The organism is Aeromonas sp. 159, assembly GCF_963862045.1.
GTDB lineage: Bacteria > Pseudomonadota > Gammaproteobacteria > Enterobacterales > Aeromonadaceae > Aeromonas > Aeromonas veronii.
In genome coordinates this window covers 10,358-31,806 of sequence record NZ_CAWLMI010000087.1, presented here as the reverse complement: position 1 = coordinate 31,806, position 21,449 = coordinate 10,358, and the positions used below count along the sequence as shown (strand labels likewise).

Sequence of the window (21,449 nt, the reverse complement as noted above, 5' to 3'; positions counted from 1 at the left end):
AGGCCGGGTTTTCTGAATGATGGTGGAGGGAGAAGGATTCGAACCTTCGAAGGCAGAGCCGTCAGATTTACAGTCTGATCCCTTTGGCCGCTCGGGAACCCCTCCACAGGGGCAAAACAAATTGTATTGAGCCATTACAATCGGGGAAGTGGTGGAGGGAGAAGGATTCGAACCTTCGAAGGCAGAGCCGTCAGATTTACAGTCTGATCCCTTTGGCCGCTCGGGAACCCCTCCCCAAGTGCGAGGCGCATACTAACAGATCTTCGCTCTTTGTGAACCCCTTGAAGCGTTTCTGGCAGCAAAAAATGACTGTTCGTCGATTTTTTGATACATCCAGCTCAAAAATCAAGCTTATCAGCAAGTTGCATGCTGATTTTCTGCACAAAAGAGCATCCGTGCAAGGGGGTGAGGTAGATAAGAGAAGACTGCCAGTGTCGGCAGTCTTCCCGATCATCACATCTAGCGCTGGAACGGGTAGACGGAACCCAGTTTCAGGATTTGGGTCAGCTCGTCCAGCGCGCTGCGAGACTCCTGCACCAGGGTCGGATCACGCAGGTCATCGAGGGTCAGGCGGTCGCGGTAGTGGCGATCTACCCAGCCATCGAGGCGGGCAAACTGGCTGTCGTTGATAAGGCAGGCCGGATTGACCGCAGCGAGTTCCTGATCGTTCATGGCAACCCGTAGTCGCAGGCAGGCCGGGCCGCCACCATTACGCATGCTCTGTTTCACATCCATATAGTGGACCGCCTTGATCGGAGTCTCCTGCGTCAGCAGCTTGCCAAGATAGGCCGACACCGCCGGATTATCGCGGCACTCGGTGGGGGCGATAATGGCCATCTCGCCGCTCGGCAGGGTGAGGATCTGGGTGTTGAACAGGTAGGATTTCACCGCATCCAGCACGGATACCTCGGCAGTCGGCACTTCGATAAAGTGCAAATCCCCCTCGCCAAACTTGTCGCTGATCTCTGATAGCACGGCTTCGGTGTTGAGGAACGCTTGCTGGTGGAAGAAGAGCACATTCTGGTTGCCCACTGCGATCACGTCGTTGTGGAACACTCCCTGATCGATCACCTCCGGGTTTTGCTGAATAAACACCACGCTCTCCTCGCCAAGGCCATGCAGGCGGGCAATGGCCTGGCTTGCCTCCAGAGTCTGGCGGGCCGGATAGCGCTTCGGCGCCGGGCGGGAGTAGTCAAAGGCGCTGCGGCCATAGACAAACAGCTCGACCCCCGCCTCGCCGTAGGCGCGGCAGAGGCGGGTGTGGTTGGCCGCCCCCTCGTCACCGAAGTGATCATTTTCCGGCAGGTGGAGGTGGTGGCTGAAGTGGCGATCATTGTTGAACACGGCGCGCAGGATACGGCCAGTGACGTCCGGCTCCAGTGATCGGTGAAACTTGTTGGTCAGGTTGGCGGGTGTGAAGTGAATGCGGCCATCCCGGGTATCGGCACTCGGGGAGACGGTGGCGGCGTTGGCGGTCCACATGCTGGAGGCCGAATAGCAGGCGGCCAGTACGGCGGGAGCCTGTTTGGCGGCCTGTTCCAGCACCCGGGCATCGTTGCCGGTGAAGCCGAGGCGGCGCAGGGTGGCAAGATCGGGGCGCTCTTGTGGCGCCAGTACACCCTGGGTCATGCCAAGCTCGGTCAGCGCCTTCATCTTGAGCAGCCCCTGTTTGGCGGCCTCTTTCGGATTGGAGGCTTCCTGGGCATTGCTCTGGGAGGCAACGTTGCCGTAGGAGAGGCCTGCATAGTTATGAGTCGGGCCGACCAGACCGTCGAAATTGACCTCGAAGTGCTTCATTGAGTACATCCTTTCGATTTTTATGATGGGTAGCGGTTCCTTCCGCGCACAATGCGTCGGGGTTGGGCCATTATAAAGAGATTTTATGTTTTTGTAACAAGCCTGTAACCAGCAGACGTTTTTATGTCGTTTCAGATATAAAAAGAGGGGCGGTATGGCAGAAAATTGAAAAAGCGGTTGCGTCCGGCCTGTTGCCTTCGCATTAATAAATAAAGAAGCAATAAAAGAAGCCGTGTGGTTCGGGCTGGTCAGGCAAATTTGCTCACAAGATTGCTTTTTCGCGCCAAATCTCTTATACAGCCCCACAAAACCGCACACCAACCCCGTCGGGTGCAATGAGGATAATAGTTACAGCATGGGCAAATCACTGGTCATAGTGGAGTCTCCGGCCAAGGCCAAGACGATCAACAAATATCTGGGCAAGGACTACGTGGTGAAATCCAGCGTTGGTCATGTTCGCGATCTGCCCACCAGCGGCAGCGCCAGCACCGAGCCCAAGAAACCCGTCATTCGCGGCATCAAGTTGAGCGAAGCTGAAAAGGCAGCCAAGGATCGCAAGGCCCTGTTTGCCCGGATGGGTATCAATCCGACCGCTGGCTGGCAGGCTAACTACCAGATTTTGCCCGGCAAGGAGAAGGTGGTCAGCGAGTTGCAAAGTCTGGCCGAGAAAGCCGACACCATCTATCTCGCAACCGACTTGGATAGAGAAGGAGAGGCGATCGCCTGGCACCTGCGCGAGATCATTGGTGGCGACGACAGCCGCTACAAGCGCGTGGTGTTCAACGAGATCACCAAGAGCGCCATCAAGGAGGCGTTCGCCCAGCCGTCCGAACTCAATATTGACCGCGTTAATGCCCAGCAGGCTCGTCGTTTCCTCGACCGAGTGGTGGGTTATATGGTCTCTCCACTGCTGTGGAAGAAGCTGGCGCGCGGTCTTTCCGCCGGTCGAGTGCAATCCGTTGCGGTGCGTCTTATCGTCGATAAAGAGCGCGAAATCAAGGCGTTCGTACCGGTCGAGTTCTGGGATCTCAATGCCGACCTGCTGACTGCCGACAAGAGCGATCTGCGTATGGAAGTGGTCAGCCGCAACGGGGCTGACTTCAAGCCGGTGGCCCAGGCCGAGACCTTTGCCGCTGTCGCAGCCTTGGAAGGGGTCGACTACAAGGTCGTTAACCGGGAAGACAAGCCGACCGGCTCCAAGCCGTCCGCGCCGTTTATCACCTCCACCCTGCAGCAGGCGGCCTCTACCCGTCTGAGCTTCGGGGTCAAGAAGACCATGATGATGGCCCAGCGTCTCTATGAAGCGGGTTACATCACCTATATGCGTACCGACTCCACCAACCTCAGCAAAGAGGCGGTTGAAGCGGTGCGTGAATATATCGGCGAGCATTATGGCGCGGCCTATCTGCCAGCCGAGCCGAATCTGTATGGCGCCAAGGCCAATGCCCAGGAAGCGCACGAAGCGATCCGTCCCTCCAACGTACAGGTGACAGCCGAGATGCTGGAAGGGATGGAGCCGGATGCCATGCGTCTGTACGATCTCATCTGGCGTCAGTTCGTGGCCTGCCAGATGACCCCGGCTCAGTACGACTCTTCTACCCTGACCGTCAAGGCGGGCGAGTTCGAGCTCAAGGCCCGTGGCCGTACCCTGCGCTTCGCCGGTTGGACCAAGGCCCTGCCGCCGATGGGTCGCAAGGGCGAAGATAGTCAGCTGCCGGCGGTGACCGTGGGCGAGGTGCTGAAGCTGATCAAGCTGGATCCGCGCCAGCACTTCACCAAGCCGCCTGCCCGTTTCACCGAAGCCGCGCTGGTGCGCGAGCTGGAAAAACGCGGCATCGGCCGTCCGTCAACCTACGCCTCCATCATCTCCACCATCGTTGATCGTGGTTATGTGCGGGTCGAGAGCCGCCGTTTCTTCGCCGAGAAGATGGGTGAGATCGTCACCGATCGTCTGGTGGAGAACTTCGTCGAGCTGATGAACTACGAGTTCACCGCCAAGATGGAAGACAAGCTCGATGGCATCGCTGAAGGGAGCCTGGAGTGGAAGAAGGTGCTGGATGCCTTCTACGCCGAGTTTACCCAGGAGCTGGAGAAGGCTGACAAGGCGCCCGAAGAGGGCGGCATGCGTGCCAACCAGATGGTGATGACTGACATCGACTGCCCGGATTGCGGCCGCAAGATGGGCATTCGTACTGCCACCACCGGTGTTTTCCTTGGCTGCTCCGGCTATGCCCTGCCGCCGAAAGAGCGCTGCAAGAAGACCATCAACCTGGTCTCTGCCGACGAGTTTGTCTCCGCCACTGACGGTGAAGAGGCGGAAACCGAAGCGCTGCGTGCCAAGCACCGTTGCGGTGTCTGTGGCACAGCGATGGATGCCTACATCATCGATGACAGCCGCAAGCTGCACGTCTGTGGTCGCAACCCGGACTGCGATGGCTACGAAATCGAGAAGGGCCAGTTCAAGCTCAAGGGCTACGAAGGGCCGAGTATCGAGTGCGACCGCTGCGGCAGCGAGATGCAGCTCAAGAACGGTCGTTTCGGCAAGTACATGGGCTGCACCAACGAGACTTGCAAGAACACCCGCAAGATCCTGAAAAACGGCGACATCGCGCCGCCGAAAGAAGATCCGGTACCGTTGCCGGAGCTCAAGTGCACCCAGTCCGATGCTCACTTTGTGCTGCGTGACGGTGCTGCCGGTCTGTTCCTGGCAGCCAGCAACTTCCCCAAATCCCGCGAGACTCGCGCGCCGCTGGTGGAAGAGCTCAAGCGCTTCAAGGATCGCATCTCCGCCAAGCACAAGTATCTGGCGGGAGCCCCGCTCACCGATCCGGACGGCAACCCCGCCATCGTGCGCTTCAGTCGAAAGACCAAGGAGCAGTACGTGATGAGCGAGGTCAACGGCAAGGCGACCGGTTGGACCGCTCACTACGACAACGGTACCTGGCAAGAGAGTTTGCCGAAGGCGAAGAAAGCCTGATGACAAAGAGGCCCCGACCAGGGGCCTCTTTGCTTATGGATAAGGGTATACTGAGACAGCTGCAAGGAGTGCAGCAGTCGTCAATCGCGAAGTAGACAAGGAGGTTGAGATGGAGATTAACGAGATCCGGCCGGGCATGAGCTGCATGACCCGGGAAGGGGCTGCCTATGTGCTGGAGGTGGACCGGCAGAGCCTGCTTGTGCTGCTGCAGCGCGAGGACGAGACTATACCGGTGCAGGTGCGCAGTGAGGAGATCCTGGCACCGTTTGAGTGATCCGGCTGTGATCCCCTCAAAACGGCAGTAGAAAAAGCAGCTCGGCCAGATCGGGCTGCCATTGCCACTCCTTCATTCTGACCCGTCCACCGATCACCACGACCCCCTCCTGCTGCAGGCGTCCCGTCTGTTCGGCAAAGCCTGGCGATCCTTTCGGTAACGAGATGGTGCCCGCTGCGCCCAGTACCCGATGCCACGGCAGTACCTTGTCGGTTTCCCGCAGCACCTTGCCCACCAGTCTTGCCCGTCCGGGCAACCCCGCCAGATCGGCCACCTGACCGTAACTGACCACCCGGCCTGCCGGGATCAGGGCGATGATCGCTTCGATACGGGCTGTTTTGTTCAATGGGGATGGACTTGGTTCAATGCTCATAGACCCGATTCGTCAAAAACAACAGAAGCGCCATTGTGGCGCTTCTGTCATGGGGCTGGCAATGATTCAGCCGAAGGTCTGGCTAAGCCCCTTCAGTTGCTTGGCCCGTTCCAGCAGAGCCTGACTTGAGTGATCGACATCCAGCATCTTCTGACTGTTGGCGTGGGAGTACTCGGAGATCTGGTGGATGCTGCGGCTGATCTCCTCCACGACCGCTTGTTGCTGCTCTGCAGCGGTGGCTATCTGGGTGGAGTGTTCGGTGACCAGCTCTATCTCTGCCAGCACGGTATGGAGGCTGCTGGCGCCCTGGCGGGTCATCTCGGCACATGCGCGGGTCTGTTGCAGGTTCTCCTGCATCATCCCCTTCCAGCGTCCCAGAGTGTGCTGGATCTGCTTGATGCTGACCTGGATCTGCTCGGTCGCCTTGTGGGTGCGGGTCGATAGAGTTCGCACCTCGTCTGCGACCACCGCAAAACCACGGCCCTGCTCCCCGGCGCGAGCCGCTTCGATGGCGGCGTTGAGGGCGAGCAGGTTAGTCTGCTCGGCGATGCCCTGGATCTCGCCCATGACACTGCCAATCCGTTCGGATTCGCTGGCGAGCTCCACTGCCGAGTTGAACGCCAGCTCAGCCTGTTTGGCGAGCTGTTCGATCTGCAGCTCGGTCTGGTTCAACTGCTGGTTGGTTTGTTCACAACGATTGCGAGCTTCGTTGACCTGACCGTTGGAGTCCTGAATGTTGCGGGCGATCTCGTGAGCTGTGTTGGCCATCTGAGTCATAGCCGTAGCCATCTGCTGGGTCTGGGCATCTTGCTCGTTGATATCGAGACAGGCTTGATGAGAGGCCTGCTTCAGATTGATGGCCAGGGTTTGCAGAGGTGCCGTGGCATCGTTGATCCGTCCCAACACGGTTCGGATGCGGGCTTGAAGCATCTTGATATGAAAATCGGCAATGGCGCCGGGGTTGTCACCGGAGTAGACCAGCCGGGTCAGACTGTCATATTCACGGCCCAGTTTCTGCAGATAGTGGGGCAGGGCAAAGAGCTCGCGCCAGTAGGCTCCGCCAATAAGCAACAGGGGCAGCAGCATCAGCAGGACGGTCATGGCCCCTTGACTGGCGAAGGTCCAGCCCATCAGGCCGAGCAGCAGCAGGGTAATGGCCGGGGTGCGTACTTTGGCAAGAGAGGGGAGGTTGCTGCTGTTGCCGCGCTCGGCCTTGAGCAGTGCCTGGTAGGTCTGAGCGGCGATGCGCTTGAATTGGGGCTCGGGCTTGCAGCGTACCGACTGGTAGCCGCTGATCCTGTTGCCTTCATAGATGGGGGTCACATAGGCATCTACCCAGTAGTAACGGCCATCCTTGCAGCGGTTTTTTACCATACCGCGCCAGGGTTTGCCCTCCTTGAGGCGGGCCCAGAGATCGGCGAAGGCGGCCTTGGGCATGTCGGGGTGGCGTACCAGATTGTGGTTGTGTCCCACCAGTTCATCGACCGTGTAGCCTGCGATTTCGCAAAAGGCCGGGTTGGCGTAGGTGATCACCCCGCGCAGGTCAGTGGTGGAGACCAGTTGTACGTCGGCAGGAAACTCCACTTCGCTATCTAGGGTATGGACGTCTCTGCGGGCCATAGGAATACGCTCCGATGTTCTTGTTGATAATGTTGTCGTTGTTATTGTGGCAGATCTGGAGGTGGCCGCAGGCTCGCGCCAGCAGGAGGCAGACCAGCTTCATTGGGGGCTGGATTTTGCCAATAATGGCGGATGAATGGTAGGGGGAAGTTGATGTTTTGTTGGTTAATCGTAAAAAAGGCGGCCAATTGGCCGCCAAAGTAGAGACAACATTACCTCTGTGGCATCCGGTAGCGCACCTGCAACTGATCGAGGATCTGCAGCTGACCCGGCAGGCGGGCGGCGAAGTGCTCCCAGCCCTTGTGGGCGGGATCGCTCCAGGCCACCTCGGCCGTGGCCAGCATACGCGGGAACAACATGTAGTCGAGACGATCACGGCTGGTGATCAATTCTGACCACAAGGGGCTCAGCACCCCGAGGATGTTATCGTTGGCATGGAAATCGGCTGGGGCAGGATCGCAAGCATAAACCTGCTCCAGATTGAGGGTCCCCGCCCAGTAGAGGCCGGGTTCATGAATATCGGCGCTCCAGGCCAGATCCAGATAGAGGAACTGGGCGGGCGCCATCACCACCGGATAACCGGCTGCGGCAGCATCCAGCCCCGCCTGAAAGCTGGTCCAGGCACAGATGGCCGCTTTGCGGCTCACCTTGTCGCCATGCAGGATCTCCTCCCAGCCGATCATCTGTTTGCCTCTGGCGGCCAGATAGCGCTGACAGTGCCGCAGCAGATGGCCCTGCAGCTCACGGCAGTCGGAGTAGCCCTGCTCGGTCATCAGCTGCTGGCAGGCGGGGCTGTCGGTCCAGACCCCGGTCGGCACCTCGTCACCCCCCATGTGGATCTGCGGGCCGGGGAAGAGCTCGCATACCTCGTCCAGCACCGCCTCCAGGAAGCGGTAGGTGCCGGGCAGGGCAGGATTGAGCACGTTGTCATCGAAATGCTGGACCGAGCGGTAGCGGGAGTGATCCGCCGTTTCGATCAGCAGCTCGGGCAGCGCCTTGATGGCGGCGTGGCAGTGGCCCGGGATGTCGATCTCGGGAATGACGGTGATGCCGAGCTCACTGGCATAGCTCACCAGCTCCTTCACCTCGCTCTGGGTGTAGTAGCCGCCATAGGGTTCGGCACCGCCGCTGAGCTGGGGGGCGATCGCCAGATCGTGGCCGCGCCAGGCACCCACGTCGGTCAATGCCGGGAAGGCCTTGATCTCGAGCCGCCACCCCTCGTCATCGGTCAGGTGCCAGTGGAAGCGGTTGAACTTGTAGAGGCTCATCAGCTTGAGCAGGCGCTTGATGGTGGCCGGAGTGTGGAAGTGGCGGGCGCAGTCGAGAAAAATGCCGCGAAAGCCAAAGCGCGGGGCATCCTCCAGCGTGATGCAGGGCAGGCTCTCCCCATGTTGCAGATACCACTGGGCTAGCGTCACCAGCCCATGACGCCAGCCCGTTTCGTCGGCGGCGGCAATTACCACCTCCTGCGGCGTGATGGTCAGTTGGTAGGCTTCGGGGGCCAGTTTGGCCTCGGTCAGCCGGATTTCTGCGTCGTGATCCTGCTCCAGCGCCAGCGATGTGAGTTCGTTGAAGTGGGCCAGCAATTTCGGCACATCGCGGGGGGCGCTGACATGAGCCCGCTCGGCCAGCCGGAAGTTCCCCTCCAGCAGTACCAGATGGGCCGGTTGCGGCACTATACCGGGCAGGGGCTCGACCTCCGGCAGGTCGGGGCGGGTTACCGGCGGGTTCTCCAGTCCGAGATCCTGCGCTGCCAGCGTCACCGGCAGCAGCTGGGCACCCGTGGTGGCCTCCGGCAGGCTGAGGAAAAAGCCCTGCGGCATGTCGGAGAGCTTCTTGATGGGGGTCTGGCGGCAGCAAAAGCGCAGCTCGCAGTTGCCAGTTTTTGGGACAATCACCTTGTAGCTGCCGCTCTGGCGCTCCAGCTCCCCCCCTTGCAAGGAGTCGGGGTCGATATGGCGAGCCAGACAGAAGTGCAGTTTCCACCGGGTATCCGGCATGCGGGATAGGGTGAAAGTGAACCAGACATCCTCTCCGTCACGTCGGGCGACCTGGGTGTGGATCAGGGGTGTAGACATGGAAAATCCTCTGATTGGGCAAACAGGATGGCGCCATCGAGCGCATCTGCCTGGGGGGGGATCAGGTTGAGTTGGCCGAGACGGGGAGCGAGGCGGGTGCCAATCCCCCCCAGCAGGGCGATCTGTCTGGCACCGAGCTGGGTCATTCCCTCCAGCAGGATCCGCAGTTGTTCGCAGGTTTCGTCCAGCAGCTGATTGGCGAGCTCGTCGCCATCGCTGGCGGCATCGAATACCCAGGGGGCAAAGTGGCCATAGTCCGCCGGAATGGCGCGGGCGGCCCAGCGTACCAGCTCGGCCTGATCCCGCTTGAAGCGGTCCATCAGGCGGATTGCGAGGGTGCTGGGGGGCAGAATGCCGTCGTGGCAGAGCAGAGATTGCTGGATGGCGCGCAGCCCGAGCCAGGCGCCGCTGCCTATGTCCGAAATGGGGAAGCCGCGGCCGGAACAGGTGCGGATCTGCCCTTCCTGATAGATCAGCCCCACCGAGCCGGTACCGGCGATCAGGATGGCCCCCTCACGGCCACCAAAGGCGCCGAGGCAGGCACCGAAGGCATCGGAGGTGAGCCTGACGCTGGCGAAGGGGAAGGGCATCTCGAGCAGGGCGTGATAGCAGTCGGCCAGCTCGGCGGAGGCGAGCGCCAGCCCGACCCCCATCTGCTGTTCGCACTCTATTCCGAGCCCGGCCGTAAGGCGGGCGCTGGCGATGGCAGCCAGCACATTGGCGTGGGCATGGGGGATGCCCAGCTCCAGATTGGAGCCGGCCGCGCGCCCCTCTCCGAGCAGCTTGCCCGCCCGATCCCGAATGCGGGCGCGGGTGTGGGTGCCCCCGCCATCGACGCCTACCCAGAACTCAATCATGGCGACCTCCCTGCTCATTTCGAGCACTCAGGGCGCTCTGCCAGCTGATGGCAAGGGCAAACCAGGCTGCGTGGGGGATCCACTGCTCGCCCCAGCGCCAGTTCTGATCCAGCCGATCCTTGTACTCCTCCGGAATAAAAGCCACGTCGTTTTCGTCATCAAACCCTGAGGTGATGCCGTTGCAGATACCACCCTGCGCATTGGGATACCCGGCGGTATAGGCGGGGTTGTTGATGCCGTGGCCCGCCAGCATGCAGGCATTGAAGGGGTTTTGCCCGAGGATCCAGTCGAGTTGGCGTTGGCCATAAGTGAGCAGCGGCTGGCTCTGGCGGGGGAAGTGGCGGGCGCCAGCAAAGGCCATGGTCGCCAGAGACGCGAGGCGGGCATTCTCACCCTGCCACCAGTAACCGGACTCGTTGTTGTGGGGCATAAAGAAGCTGACGCGCGGCGCTTCATCCACCCCTTTCACATATTGGCGGGCGAGGGAGAAGGGGTTGCCCGCCCGTGCGCACAGTGCCAGCTCGGCGGCCAGCGACTGCTCCACTACGGTTTGTACCCGGGCCTGGTGCCCCTGATCCGGCTCTACGCCCAGATATTCCAGCAGCGCCAGCACCGGCAGACCCGCCTCAGCGGCGTGGTAGTAGGGGCGCGAGCCATCCTCGTTGGCCGACCAGTAGTGACCCAGCTCAGGATGAGGGCGCTGGCGGGCACAGAGTTTGCTGGCACGGGCTCTCGCCTCATTCAGCCACTCGTTGCCGAAGGTGCGGGTCAGCTCCACCGCCGCCAGCAGGGCGCAGTAGTCGTCGATGATGTTCTCGACCCCGTCATCGAGGTAGGCAAGGTTGTGTTCGCACAGATGCAGGTAGCCGCGTTTGGCTGCCTCGGCGTAGCGGCTGGCATCGAAGTCGCCACTGACGCTCTCGCGGGCGGCGCGGGCCAGCGCGGCGATGGCCATGCCGCCCCCTTGGCGAAAACCCGCCTGCCAGTTGGCGGATTTGATCCCCTGCTGAGTGGCGTAGGTGCACAGCTCGCGTTGGGCGGGATCCTTGCTCCACTTGTCGAACAGGGTCATGAAGAAGAAGCCTGACTCATCCTGCATCCGGCAGAGGAAATCGGCGCCGTGCAGCGCCTCGTCATTGAGCCGCTTGCAGAGGTTCACCCCGTCGATATCGCGGCGCGGGGCCAGCAGTTCCCGGCACTTGAGCAGAGCCCACGCCACCATGGGGGTCTGCTGGGGGTTGAGGTAGTTGGCGTAGGAGAGGTGGCTCAGGTACTTGCTCATGTCGCCGCTGGCATCGAACCAGCCGCCGTGCACATCTTTGTGCTGGTCGGTGCCAAACAGGCGGGCGCTGCGGTCGGCCCGATCGAAGGTGCCGCTGGCGCGCTGGCCCTTGAAGTAGTGGAGGACATCGGAGAGACAGCGGCTGGCCAGCAGATCCTGGCCGATGGCAAAACGGGTGGAGCGGACTATGCCTTGGGCAGTGATCGCCTCCAGCCGATAGTGGCCGGGCTCCTTGAAGGCGGAGAAGTCGGCACGCCAGTAAGCGCGGCCCTGCCAGCCGGGGACGCTGCCAGCAGGTTGCAGCGGGGTTTCAAACAGGATCTGGCCATCGTCGAGGCGTTGCAGCCTGACATAGCCGCCGAGATCAGGGGCGGGGGAGGTTTGCAACAGGGCGACCTTGTGTCCGTCGCACTCGTAGCCCACCTGATTGATCAAGAGTTCCATCAAGGTATTACTCCTGTGGTTCACCGCCGGGCGGTGAGGCACATCACGGGGCTGTGGCCGCCCCGTATCGAGGCATGGCCGGACAGGGTTGTCCGGCCGGTATCGGGTTCACTTTCACTCGTAGAGGTAGCAGCGCACGAAGTGGTTGTCGGCAAGCTTGGTGATGGGGGGCAGTGCCTCCTTGCAGCGGGGCATCGCCTGATTGCAGCGCCCGGCAAAGGGGCAACCGCAGGATTCCGGCGTCCAGAGCGGGATCTCCCCCTTGCGGCCGCCCTCTAGCTCGGCGTGGATGCTCTTCTCCGGATCGGGCACCGCCGAGATGAGCAGCTGGGTGTAGGGGTGCTGCGGGTGGTGCAGGATCTCGTCCACCTCGCCCCACTCCACCATGTGCCCTACATACATCACAGCCAGATCTTCCGCCACATAGCGGGCGGTGGCGATGTCGTGGGTGATGTAGAGCATGGAGACGCCGAGCTCGTTCTTCATCTGCTCCATCAGGTTGAGGATGCCGATGCGAATGGAGACGTCGAGCATGGAGGTGGGCTCGTCCGCCAGCACCACTTCCGCCTCCACCGCCAGATTGCGGGCGATGTTGACCCGCTGGCGCTGGCCGCCGGAGAGCTGGTGCGGATACTTGGCCGCCGTCGCCTTGGCGGGGGTGAGCCCCACCTTCTCCAGCAGGGCGTAGACCATGTCTGGCAGCTCTTTCTTGTCGATCACCTTGCTGTGCAGCAGCAGGGGGCGGGCGATGTGGTGATAGATGGTGTGGGTCGGGTTGAGCGAACCGAACGGATCTTGCCACACCATCTGCACGCTCTGGCGATAGTCCAGCAGGGCGGTGCCCTTGTTGAACTCCTCCAGATCGTGGCCGCGATAGAGAATGCGCCCGGCACTGAGCTTGTACATCTTGGCGATGATCTTGGCGATGGTGCTCTTGCCGGAGCCCGACTCCCCGACCACCGCCAGGGCGCGGCCCCGGTGCAGGTTGAAGGTGATGTCGGAGAGCGCCCGCATCTTGCCACTCTTGATGGCATTGGAGTTGATGGGGAAGTCCTTGTAGAGGTGCTGGACTTCGATGATGGGTGCATCGGTTTTGGCGATTTGCATGACAGACATCCTTAACAGCCAGCGGCCTTGTCCAGATAGATCACGGAATCTTGTTGCAGTCCCTGCTCCTCATAGAGGTGGCAGGCGGTCTGTTGCCCGGGGCGGATCTCGGCCAATTTGGTGTACTCCTGACGGCAGCGATCGTGCACCTTGCCGCAGCGGGCCTGAAATCGGCAGCCGACCGGCACTTCCAGCAGGTTGAGCGGGGTGCCCGGGATCCCTTCCAGCACCTTCTTCGGTCCGTGCAGGGGCGGGAAGGAGTTGCCAAGCCCTCTGGTATAGGGGTGCAGCGGCGCGGTCAGGATCGCCTTGGAGGGAGCGACCTCGACCAGCTCACCGGCATACATAATGCCGATGCGATCGCAGAACTCCACCATCAGGGAGAGATCGTGGGTGATGAACAGAATGGAGAAGTTGAACTTCTCTTTCAGGGCATAGACCTTCTGCAGGATCTCCCGCTGTACCACCACATCGAGCGCCGTGGTTGGCTCATCCATGATGAGCAGCTCGGGGTTGAGCGCCATGGCGATGGCAATCACCAGCCGCTGGCGCATGCCGCCGGAAAACTGGTGCGGGTAATCCTTGAGCCGGCTCGGGTGGATATCGACGATGGTGAGCAGCTCCTGGGCGCGCTTGATCGCCTCGTAACGGGTCATGCCGGGGTTGTGGGCCAGCAGCACGTCGCAGAACTGCTCCTCCATCCGCAACACAGGGTTCAGGGCGTTCATGGCGGACTGGAACACCACCGACACCTGTTGCCAGCGGTAGGAGCGCAGTCGCTCGTCGTTGTAATGGAGGATGTTCTCCCCCTTGAACAGGATCTCGCCGCCGCTGATGTAGGCGGGCGGCTTGTGCAGCCGGGCCACCGAGAAGGCGACGGTGGATTTGCCGCAGCCCGACTCACCGGCGAGACCGAAGATCTCGCCCTGTCTGATATCGAAGCTCACCGAGTTGACGGCGCGCACGTCGCCATTTTCGGTGATGTAGTCGACGCAAAGATTGCGTACTGACAGCAGGGGATGCTTGTTCATGCTGTCTTCTCCTGTGCTGTGGCAACCGGAGTGGTGACCGGCGCCGCGAGTTTCTTCCAGCGGCTCAGCCCTTTGTGGGAGCGCAGCTGCGGGTTGGCAATCTCGTCGATGGCGAAGTTGAGCAGGGCCAGACCGGCACCCAGGGTGGCGATGGCAAAGCAGGGGGCCAGGATCTCCCACCAGGCGCCGACCAGTATGGCGCTGGAGGTCTGGGCGTTGTAGAGCATGATTCCCCAGCTCACCACGGTCGGGTCGCCAAGCCCCAGGAACTCCAGGGTCGCTTCGGTGACGATGGCGTAGATGATGGAACCGATAAAGCTCACCCCGATGATGGAGATGAGGTTGGGCAGGATCTCCACCAGAATGATGCGCCAGGCCGGTTCGCCCAGCACTTCGGCGGCGATGACGAACTCCTTCTCGCGCAGGGCCAGGGTCTGGGCACGGATGACCCGCGCGCCATAGGCCCACGAGGTCAACCCTATTATCACCGCAATGACCGCCGGTGACGCCTCCCCGATAAAGCTCGCCAGCACCAGTAGCAAGGGGAGGTTGGGGATCACCAGCACCACGTTCATCAGGAAGGTGAGGCACTCATCTACCAGACCCCCGAAGTAACCGGCAGTGATGCCGATGGCGACGGCCAGGGTGCAGACCAGCAGGCCTGCGCTGAAGCCCACCAGCAGCGAGATACGGGCACCGTTGGTGAACTGGGCCCAGATATCGTGGCCCATGCGGGTTGAACCCATCACGAACTCGGCACTGGGCGGCTGGTGCGGGCGAGCCACCCGTTTGGTCGGCTCGTTGCTGGCCAGAATGGGGGCAAAGAGGGCCATCAGTACGAAGGCAACCACGATGGCGAGGCCACAGGCAGCCTTCTTGTTGCCCAGCAAGATTTTGAGAATGGTCGGCATACGCATCTTATTTGCCTCCTGTACGCAGACGGGGATCCAGGAAGACGTAGAGCACGTCGGCCAGGAAGTTGAAGCTGAGCATGGTGATGGTCATGATGAGCAGCTGCCCCTGAATGAGCGGGTAGTCGCGGGCCAGAATGCCCTGATAGAGGGTCAGGCCCAGGCCGGGATAGTTGAAGATCACTTCGGTGATGAGGGAGCCACCGATGACGAAGCCGAGCGCCATGGAGAGGGCGGTGACGCTGGGCAGAATGGCGTTACGGGCGCCGTAGTTGAAGATCACCCGGTTGCTGGAGAGCCCCTTGGCCTTGGCCATGGTGATGTAATCCTCGCCCAGCAGGTTGATCATGTTGTTGCGCATGGTGATGAGAAAGCCCCCCACCTGCACCACGGCCAGGGTCAGCACCGGCATGATGGCGTGGGTCATGATGCTCTTGATGTGCTCCCAGCCCCAGTCAGCCTTGATCTCCGGGCTGTAGGCGTAGCCGATGGGCAGCCACTCGAGGCTGACCCCGAACAGGAACAGGGCGAGCAGGGAGACCACTACCGGCGGAATGGCCTGCATCACCAGGGTGAGCGGGGAGAGAATGCTGTCCATCCGGCCGCCGCGATACCAGGCGGCGAAGATGCCGACGATGGAACCGAGGGAGAAGCTCAGGATGGTGGAGGTGCCGACCAGAAACAGGGTCCAGCCGATGGCTCGGCCCAGCACGTCAGAGACCTGCTGCGGGTAGAAGCGCACCGAGGTGCCGAGATCCCAGGTGAAGACACTCTTCACATAGGTGAGAAACTGGGTGCCGATGGGGCCGTCGACGAAGCCGAAGGTGGCTTTGAGGGCTTCCAGGGCGGCGGGTTCCATCATGGCGCCAGCGCGGGCAAACATCACGGAGACAGGATCCCCTGGCATGGCACGGGGTAACAGGAAGTTGATGGTGGCGGCTACCAGAAAGGCAACCAGATAGAAGGAAAAGCGTCTCAGTATGAATCCCATGATAGTACCTTTTACTGCAAGTCTGCCCCGCGTCGGGTATAGCTACCCCAACCCCGGCGGTGCCGGGCAAGAAAGGGGTTAACGGGGAAGATGGCCCCCCGCAGGGGGCCGGGATTGTTTAGCTGTTTGGCTTGAGGGACAACACGTGCAGCAGACGCTCAGGGGTGTCCGGGTGGAGCTGAGGTTTGGCTACCGGGTTATCAGCACTGAACCAACCGTTGAAGCGCTTGGTGCTGTACTCATACCAGGTCGGGTTGTTGAAGACCGGAATGATGGTCTGGTTGGCACCAACACGATCCTGGATGGCGAACATGATCTCCTTCTGCTTGGCCGCATCGGCGGTCTGGGTGAAGTCATCGATCAGCTTGTCGAGCTCGGGGTCCTTGTAACGGGGCGCGGCGAAGCGGTTGCCACGGTCACCCATGTTGCGGGAGTGGAACGCGGTCTCGAAGTACTTGTGCGGGTTGGCACCGGCAAAGTAACCCTGCAGGGCGACGTCGAAGTCACCGGTGATCAGGTTCTCGGTCCAGACGGTCGCTTCCGGGGTGGCGGTCTTGGCGTTCAGGCCCAGCGCCTGCAGCCCTTCTACACCAATCTGAACTGTGTTGACCCAGTCGGTCCAGCCGTTCGGTACCAGTACCTTGAACTCGATCTTTTTGCAGCTCGGGGTGTCGAGGAACTTGTCTCCGTCACAATCCTTGTAGCCTGCCTCTTTCAGCAGGGCCTTGGCCCCTTCCAGATCGAACTTGTTGTACTTGCCGTACTTCTTGTCCACTTCCGGGTTGTTCCAGGAGTCAAAGGCTTTGCCCAGACCTGACGGGTACTCGTTGACGGTGGGGTAGCCGTAGCCTGCGATATCCACCATGGACTGGCGGTCCATCGCCATGGAGAAGGCGCGGCGGAAGTTGATGTCGTTGAAGGCTTCGTTATTGCCCGGGTTCTTGGTCTGGAAGTTGACGTTGAACGCCACGGTACCGGAGGCTGGGAACCAGTATTTGTTGTTCTTCGGATCGTTGCCGACGTAGAGGCGCTCGATATCCGGCACGAAGGAGCCGAACCAGTCGATGTCACCCTTCATGACAGCCGCCAGCACCTGGTCGTTGGTGGCCATCTGCGGCATGCGGATACAGTCGATGGCGAGGTTGGCGTTATCCCAGTAGTGCGGGTTGCGGCACTGGGTATAGAGCTGGGCGGAGAAGTTGTCCACTTCGGTGAAGGGGCCAGTACCAACCGGCTTGTCGTTGGTGAAGGCAACCGGATCTTTCACCGATTTCCACTGATGCTCCGGCACGATAGGTACCAGCACCAGGTCATTCACCACGTTGGTGTTGACCTCGGTCAGGTCGAATTTGACCTTGTTGGGGGCCAGCTTCTCGACGCTCTTGATCTGGGTCCAGATTGAGCGCTCATCCAGCGCCTTGTTGGCCTTGACCAGATTGAAGGAGAAGATGATGTCATCGGCATCAAAGGCTTCGCCGTCAGACCACTTCACGCCGTCACGCAGATCGAAGGTGACGGATTTCAGGTCATCGCTGAACGCATAGTTGGTGGCCAGACGATAGACGGGTTTGCCCCCTTGCATATCGTTGAAGATCACCAGCGGTTCATAGATGAAGTGACGGGTGGTGTGCAGCAAGCCCGCTTGCAGGAAGGGGTTGAAGTTCTTGACCCAGGCGGTTTCCTGCTGTGCGACCATGGTCAGCACGGTTTTGTTTTCTGCGGCCATGGCGTTACCGGCGGTACCGGCAAGCATCATGGTTCCCAGCATTACAGCGGTAGAGATTTTGGATACTTTGGCAAGCATATGTTTTCCTTTCTTATTTTTTGGCATTCCCGAGGGTTCGCCTTGTTTTGTGTGAGCACCGGTTTCGCATGCTGATGAAATCGGCCCTCTGTGTTGGCCAGGTGTCTAACCTTTGTCGTTCTGTTTTCCAACGCCCTAAGCAAACCAGAATTAACAGGAAAACAACAACTATTGATTTCGTTGTTTTCGTAAAAATTGACGGTGTTACGTCAATCTCGTCAAAATGCTTTTTTATCTGTTTAGAATCATTAGTTTGCGTTATTTGCTCTCGCGTAGAAAGTGGCTGTAAAAATGGCGTATATGACAAATTTGTGAATTGGATCTGCTCTCGGTTTCGGGGTCGGGCGGGGCTTTGTTTTGCATAAAAAGAAACCAGATTGCCAATTGTGATCCGGCGCCCGTTTAGGGCGCCGTGTCACGGCTTGCGGTTGGCGAGCTGGCGCAGGGTCTGGGCGCTGTGCTGCAACTGCTGGCGCTGGTGGTCATTGAGCGGGCAGTGGCCCAGCACATACTCGGTGGTGGCCACTACCGTCTTCCAGCGTGGCGACTTGGGCAGGGTGTCCAGACTCAGGTATTTGTCGAGGGTGCGGGTCTGCGGGCTGGATCTGTCCATATAGACCCGCCACAGCTTGCTCTTCTCCGCCAGCACGATTTTGCCCTTGCCGGTCCCCTGCTGCCAGGCATCCAGGGTGAGCTGCATGGTCTCTACCAGCGCCCGGCGCAGCGGCTCGTCATCCTGCTGGCGAATAAGGTCGTCGGCCAGTGAACGGAACTCGCCACCCAGGCGGCTCAGCTCGCCCAGCAGCTGTTCATCTTCGATGATGGCTTGCCGCGAGAGGTTCTTGAGGGCGTTCTCCAGCGCCATTACCCGGTTCTCATCCTGACGCAGCTCGGTACTCAGAGTGAGGGCGAAAGCGGCCTGTCCTCCGAGCGCGATGGGCAGGGCACGGGCGTTGAGCACATCTTTTTGCCCGGCCACCAGAAACTCCAGATTGTGTTCCCGCTCGCTGGCAAGGTCGGGCCACTGCTGTTGCAGCGGGGTGGCGAGCCACTCATTGAGGGGCTGCCCTTCCATGGCTTCCGGCTCCTGTCCCAGCAGGCGCGCCAGTACCCGGGAGGCAAACAGCACTGTGCCCTGCTCGTCGATAAAGATCATGGGGTCGGCCCCTTCGCCGAGCAGGGCCAGCAGGCGCTGCTGATCCTGATGCAGTCGATCCTGCAGGGTGAGGCGATGTTCGATCTCCTGCTTCAATAGCCGGTTCTCTACCAGCGAGGCGCGTCCGGCCTTGGCTTCCAGCAGTGCCTTGACCCGGGCAAACAGCTCCTCCTTGCAGAAGGGTTTGACCAGATAGTCGTTGGCACCGGCCCCGAAGCCCTCCTCGATATCCTTGGGCTGGTTGAGGGCGGTGAGCAGCAGCACCGGCAGCATATCTTTCGGGTGTTGCTGGCGCAGGCGACGGCAGACGTCAAAACCGGAGAGGGTCGGCATCATCACATCGAGCAGGATGAGGTCCACCGGCTCCTCGGCCAGCTTGGCCAGCGCATCGTGGCCGTCACTGCTGGGCAGGATGCGGTAGCCGCAGGGCTGCAGCAGATGGCGCAGGATGTGCAGGTTGATGGGCTCGTCATCCACCACCAGAATGAGCGGAGCATCCTCGGGGGGAGGGGGCAGATCGTCGCTCTCCCAGTCCGGCAGGGTCAGCGGTTGCTGGCGCACCAGCTGATGCTCGATCTGGCGGCTGTCGAGAGTCAGATTGGCCGCTTTGCCGGTGGCAAGGGGCAGGGTAAAGGCGAAGGTAGAGCCGACGCTCGGCTCGCTCTCGACAAACAGCTCACCCCCCATCAGGTGCACCAGCTGGCGGGTGATGGAGAGGCCAAGGCCGGCCCCCTGCTTGCTTACCTCCGGGCTCATCTGCACCAGCGGCTCGAAGATGTGCTCCAGATGATCGGGGGCGATGCCGATGCCGGTGTCGGTGACCTTGATGCGCAGGAAGTTGTTCTCGACGATGGCACTGAGCACCACCTTGCCCTGCGGCGTGTACTTGATGGCGTTACCCACCAGGTTGTAGAGCACCTGTTCGAGCCGTTGCTCGTCGGCCAGCACCGGCGGCAGTTCGGCCGGGCTGATATCCACCAGGGTGAGGGGTTTGGCCTGTACCAGATGCTGGCAGAGATCCAGCACCAGCCGGATAACCCCCTTGGATGAGACGGGCTGGGAGTGGATCTCCAGCTGGCCGTAGCGCATCTGGTGGTAGTCCAGCAGATCGTCCACCAGACGGGCCAGGCCGTCGGCGCTCTTGATGATGAGGCCGAGCTGCTTTTGCTGCCCTTCGGTCAAATCCTGCTGACTGGCGAGCATCGACTCGGCCATCCCCTTGATACCGTGAATGGGGGTGCGCAGCTCGTGGGAGGTGTTGGCCAGCAGTTCATCCTTGAGCTTGTCCGCCTGCTGCAGGCTGAGGTTCTGCTTGTGGGTCAGCTTGACCTGCTGTTGCAGCTCCTGGGTCTGCTGTTCGATCAGTTCGATCTTGTCCTTCACCGAGCGCTGCATATGGCGAAACGCCTCGGCCAGCCGGTCGATATCATCGCCGGTTCGCTCGATGGCGATGGGGTGATCCAGCGCACCGTCGGCCACCTGCTCGGCCGCTTCGGTGAGAGAGCGCAGCGGCGCCGTGATGGAGTGGGATAGCCAGCGGGAGAAGAGGATCAGCAGCAGCACCGAGCCGGCACCCAGCACAATCACCAGAGTTTCCAGCTGGCGGATCGGGGCATAGGCTTCCCGGGTGGAGATCTCGGCGATAAAGGCCCACTCGGTATCGAACACCTTCACCTGGGTGTAGGCGGCCAGCACCTCGTCATCCTGATAGGAGTGGAACAGCCCGACCCCCTGCTCGCCAGAGAGCGTCTTGGTGATGAGGGGCGTTTGCAGTGGACGGAAGTTGGGGCTGAAGCTGTTCTCGACGCTGAACTCCGGCGCCAGCCAGGCATCGGCGCGCATCCGCTTGTCAGGGCCGATCAGGATGGTCTCGCCGGTTTCGCCCAGCCCCTCCCGCTCCGCCATGATCTGGTTGAGCTTGTCCGGCAACAGCTCGAAAATCACCACACCGCGCACATAGTCGTATTGCATCACGGGGGCTGCCATGTAGGCGACCACCTGCCCGGTCAGCTCGTTGCGGCCAAAATCGGTGAACTCGAAGATCTGCTGTGGTTTCTGGCCGCCATCAAGGCGGCGTTTGATCTTGGCGAAGGTCTGGCCCAAGCCACTGCCCTGGTAGGGGCCGGAGAGCAGATTGGTGGCAAAGTTAGGGTGCTTGGTGACCGAATAGACCACATCACCGTTGAGGTCCACCAGAAAGATGTCGCTGTAGTTGGACTTGCGCACCATGTCGGCATAGCCGCGATGAAAGCGCTGGTGCACCCGGCCATACATCTCGTCGGCGAGGATAAGCGCCGTGATGGAGGGTTCGATCTCCACCTGACTGTCCGGTTTGCGCAGTTGATCCCAGGAGCCGGGCAGATAACGGGCCTGGGCACGGCTGCGGGCCTCCTGCGGTGTGGTGCCCAATTTCTCGAAGGCGCCGGTAAAGCCATAGAAACGGCCGATACTGTTGCCGGCAAAATCCTGCTGGGAGAAGTTGATGATCTGCTCTTTGAGGTTGTTGAAGTAATCCTCGAGCTGACTCTTCTTGATATTACGAACGGAGACCAGATGGTTGGAGGTCTGGGTGGTGAGATCCTTGCCGTGGCTGTATAGGAAGAAGAGGGTGATGACCAAAAAGGGCACCATGCCCAACATGAAAAAAGCCAGCATTAACTGCGGCCTGAGCCCACGAAGCGTGAAGATCCATTTCATCTTGTGATTTTCAATTGAGAATCCGGTTATTAAGCCGCTCAAGTCTCGAA

Annotated in this window: 14 protein-coding genes and 2 tRNA genes; 2 read left to right on the top strand and 14 right to left on the bottom strand. The window is 60.7% G+C overall.

The window, feature by feature from the left end:
• Positions 1 to 20 precede the first annotated feature (20 nt).
• From AACR14_RS14860 to astB, 3 genes are all read right to left on the bottom strand, one after another.
• Positions 21 to 105 (bottom strand) — tRNA-Tyr (locus AACR14_RS14860).
• Positions 106 to 149: 44 nt separating this feature from the next.
• Positions 150 to 234 (bottom strand) — tRNA-Tyr (locus AACR14_RS14855).
• Positions 235 to 459: 225 nt separating this feature from the next.
• Positions 460 to 1,797 (bottom strand): N-succinylarginine dihydrolase, encoded by a 1,338-nt coding sequence (gene astB / locus AACR14_RS14850; protein WP_019446732.1) that lies wholly within the window; start codon positions 1,795 to 1,797, stop codon positions 460 to 462.
• Between the two features lie 355 nt (positions 1,798 to 2,152).
• On the opposite strand from astB, the gene topA reads away from it, so the two are divergent.
• The gene (topA, locus tag AACR14_RS14845; RefSeq protein ID WP_019446731.1) at positions 2,153 to 4,774 is read left to right on the top strand and encodes a type I DNA topoisomerase; all 2,622 of its coding nucleotides are present in this window, start codon (positions 2,153 to 2,155) and stop codon (positions 4,772 to 4,774) included.
• Between the two features lie 109 nt (positions 4,775 to 4,883).
• Positions 4,884 to 5,048, top strand: coding sequence for a hypothetical protein (locus AACR14_RS14840; RefSeq protein WP_019446730.1), 165 nt, complete (start codon positions 4,884 to 4,886; stop codon positions 5,046 to 5,048).
• A 16-nt stretch (positions 5,049 to 5,064) separates the two neighbouring features.
• Here AACR14_RS14840 and AACR14_RS14835 read toward each other — a convergent pair whose 3' ends face one another.
• The 11 genes from AACR14_RS14835 to AACR14_RS14785 all read right to left on the bottom strand — a co-directional run bounded on the left by AACR14_RS14835 (position 5,065) and on the right by AACR14_RS14785 (position 21,399).
• A complete protein-coding gene (locus AACR14_RS14835) occupies positions 5,065 to 5,421 on the bottom strand; it encodes an MGMT family protein (RefSeq protein WP_019446729.1) in 357 nt (118 codons plus the stop codon).
• Between the two features lie 66 nt (positions 5,422 to 5,487).
• Positions 5,488 to 7,041: a methyl-accepting chemotaxis protein gene (locus AACR14_RS14830; protein ID WP_019446728.1), complete on the bottom strand. Its 1,554-nt coding sequence runs from the start codon at positions 7,039 to 7,041 to the stop codon at positions 5,488 to 5,490.
• A 212-nt stretch (positions 7,042 to 7,253) separates the two neighbouring features.
• Complete coding sequence (locus AACR14_RS14825; RefSeq protein ID WP_019446726.1) at positions 7,254 to 9,119, bottom strand: beta-N-acetylhexosaminidase; 1,866 nt, start codon at positions 9,117 to 9,119, stop codon at positions 7,254 to 7,256.
• A complete protein-coding gene (locus tag AACR14_RS14820) occupies positions 9,104 to 9,976 on the bottom strand; it encodes a BadF/BadG/BcrA/BcrD ATPase family protein (protein ID WP_019446725.1) in 873 nt (290 codons plus the stop codon). Before AACR14_RS14820 ends, AACR14_RS14825 begins: the two co-directional genes overlap by 16 nt.
• The gene (locus AACR14_RS14815) at positions 9,969 to 11,702 is read right to left on the bottom strand and encodes a glycoside hydrolase family 9 protein (protein ID WP_019446724.1); all 1,734 of its coding nucleotides are present in this window, start codon (positions 11,700 to 11,702) and stop codon (positions 9,969 to 9,971) included. Before AACR14_RS14815 ends, AACR14_RS14820 begins: the two co-directional genes overlap by 8 nt.
• Positions 11,703 to 11,816: 114 nt before the next feature.
• Positions 11,817 to 12,809, bottom strand: coding sequence for an ABC transporter ATP-binding protein (locus tag AACR14_RS14810; RefSeq protein WP_005353824.1), 993 nt, complete (start codon positions 12,807 to 12,809; stop codon positions 11,817 to 11,819).
• A gap of 11 nt (positions 12,810 to 12,820) precedes the next feature.
• On the bottom strand, positions 12,821 to 13,840 hold the full coding sequence (locus AACR14_RS14805) for an ABC transporter ATP-binding protein (RefSeq protein ID WP_019446723.1): 1,020 nt from the start codon (positions 13,838 to 13,840) through the stop codon (positions 12,821 to 12,823).
• Positions 13,837 to 14,757, bottom strand: coding sequence for an ABC transporter permease (locus AACR14_RS14800; protein ID WP_005347708.1), 921 nt, complete (start codon positions 14,755 to 14,757; stop codon positions 13,837 to 13,839). The genes AACR14_RS14805 and AACR14_RS14800 overlap by 4 nt, the downstream gene beginning before the upstream one ends.
• Before the next feature lies 1 nt (position 14,758).
• Positions 14,759 to 15,742, bottom strand: a complete 984-nt coding sequence (locus AACR14_RS14795; RefSeq protein ID WP_005334871.1) for an ABC transporter permease — start codon at positions 15,740 to 15,742, stop codon at positions 14,759 to 14,761.
• A 118-nt stretch (positions 15,743 to 15,860) separates the two neighbouring features.
• Positions 15,861 to 17,546, bottom strand: coding sequence for an ABC transporter substrate-binding protein (locus tag AACR14_RS14790; RefSeq protein WP_019446722.1), 1,686 nt, complete (start codon positions 17,544 to 17,546; stop codon positions 15,861 to 15,863).
• 415 nt (positions 17,547 to 17,961) lie between these two features.
• A complete protein-coding gene (locus AACR14_RS14785) occupies positions 17,962 to 21,399 on the bottom strand; it encodes an ATP-binding protein (protein ID WP_041201976.1) in 3,438 nt (1,145 codons plus the stop codon).
• Positions 21,400 to 21,449 lie beyond the last annotated feature (50 nt).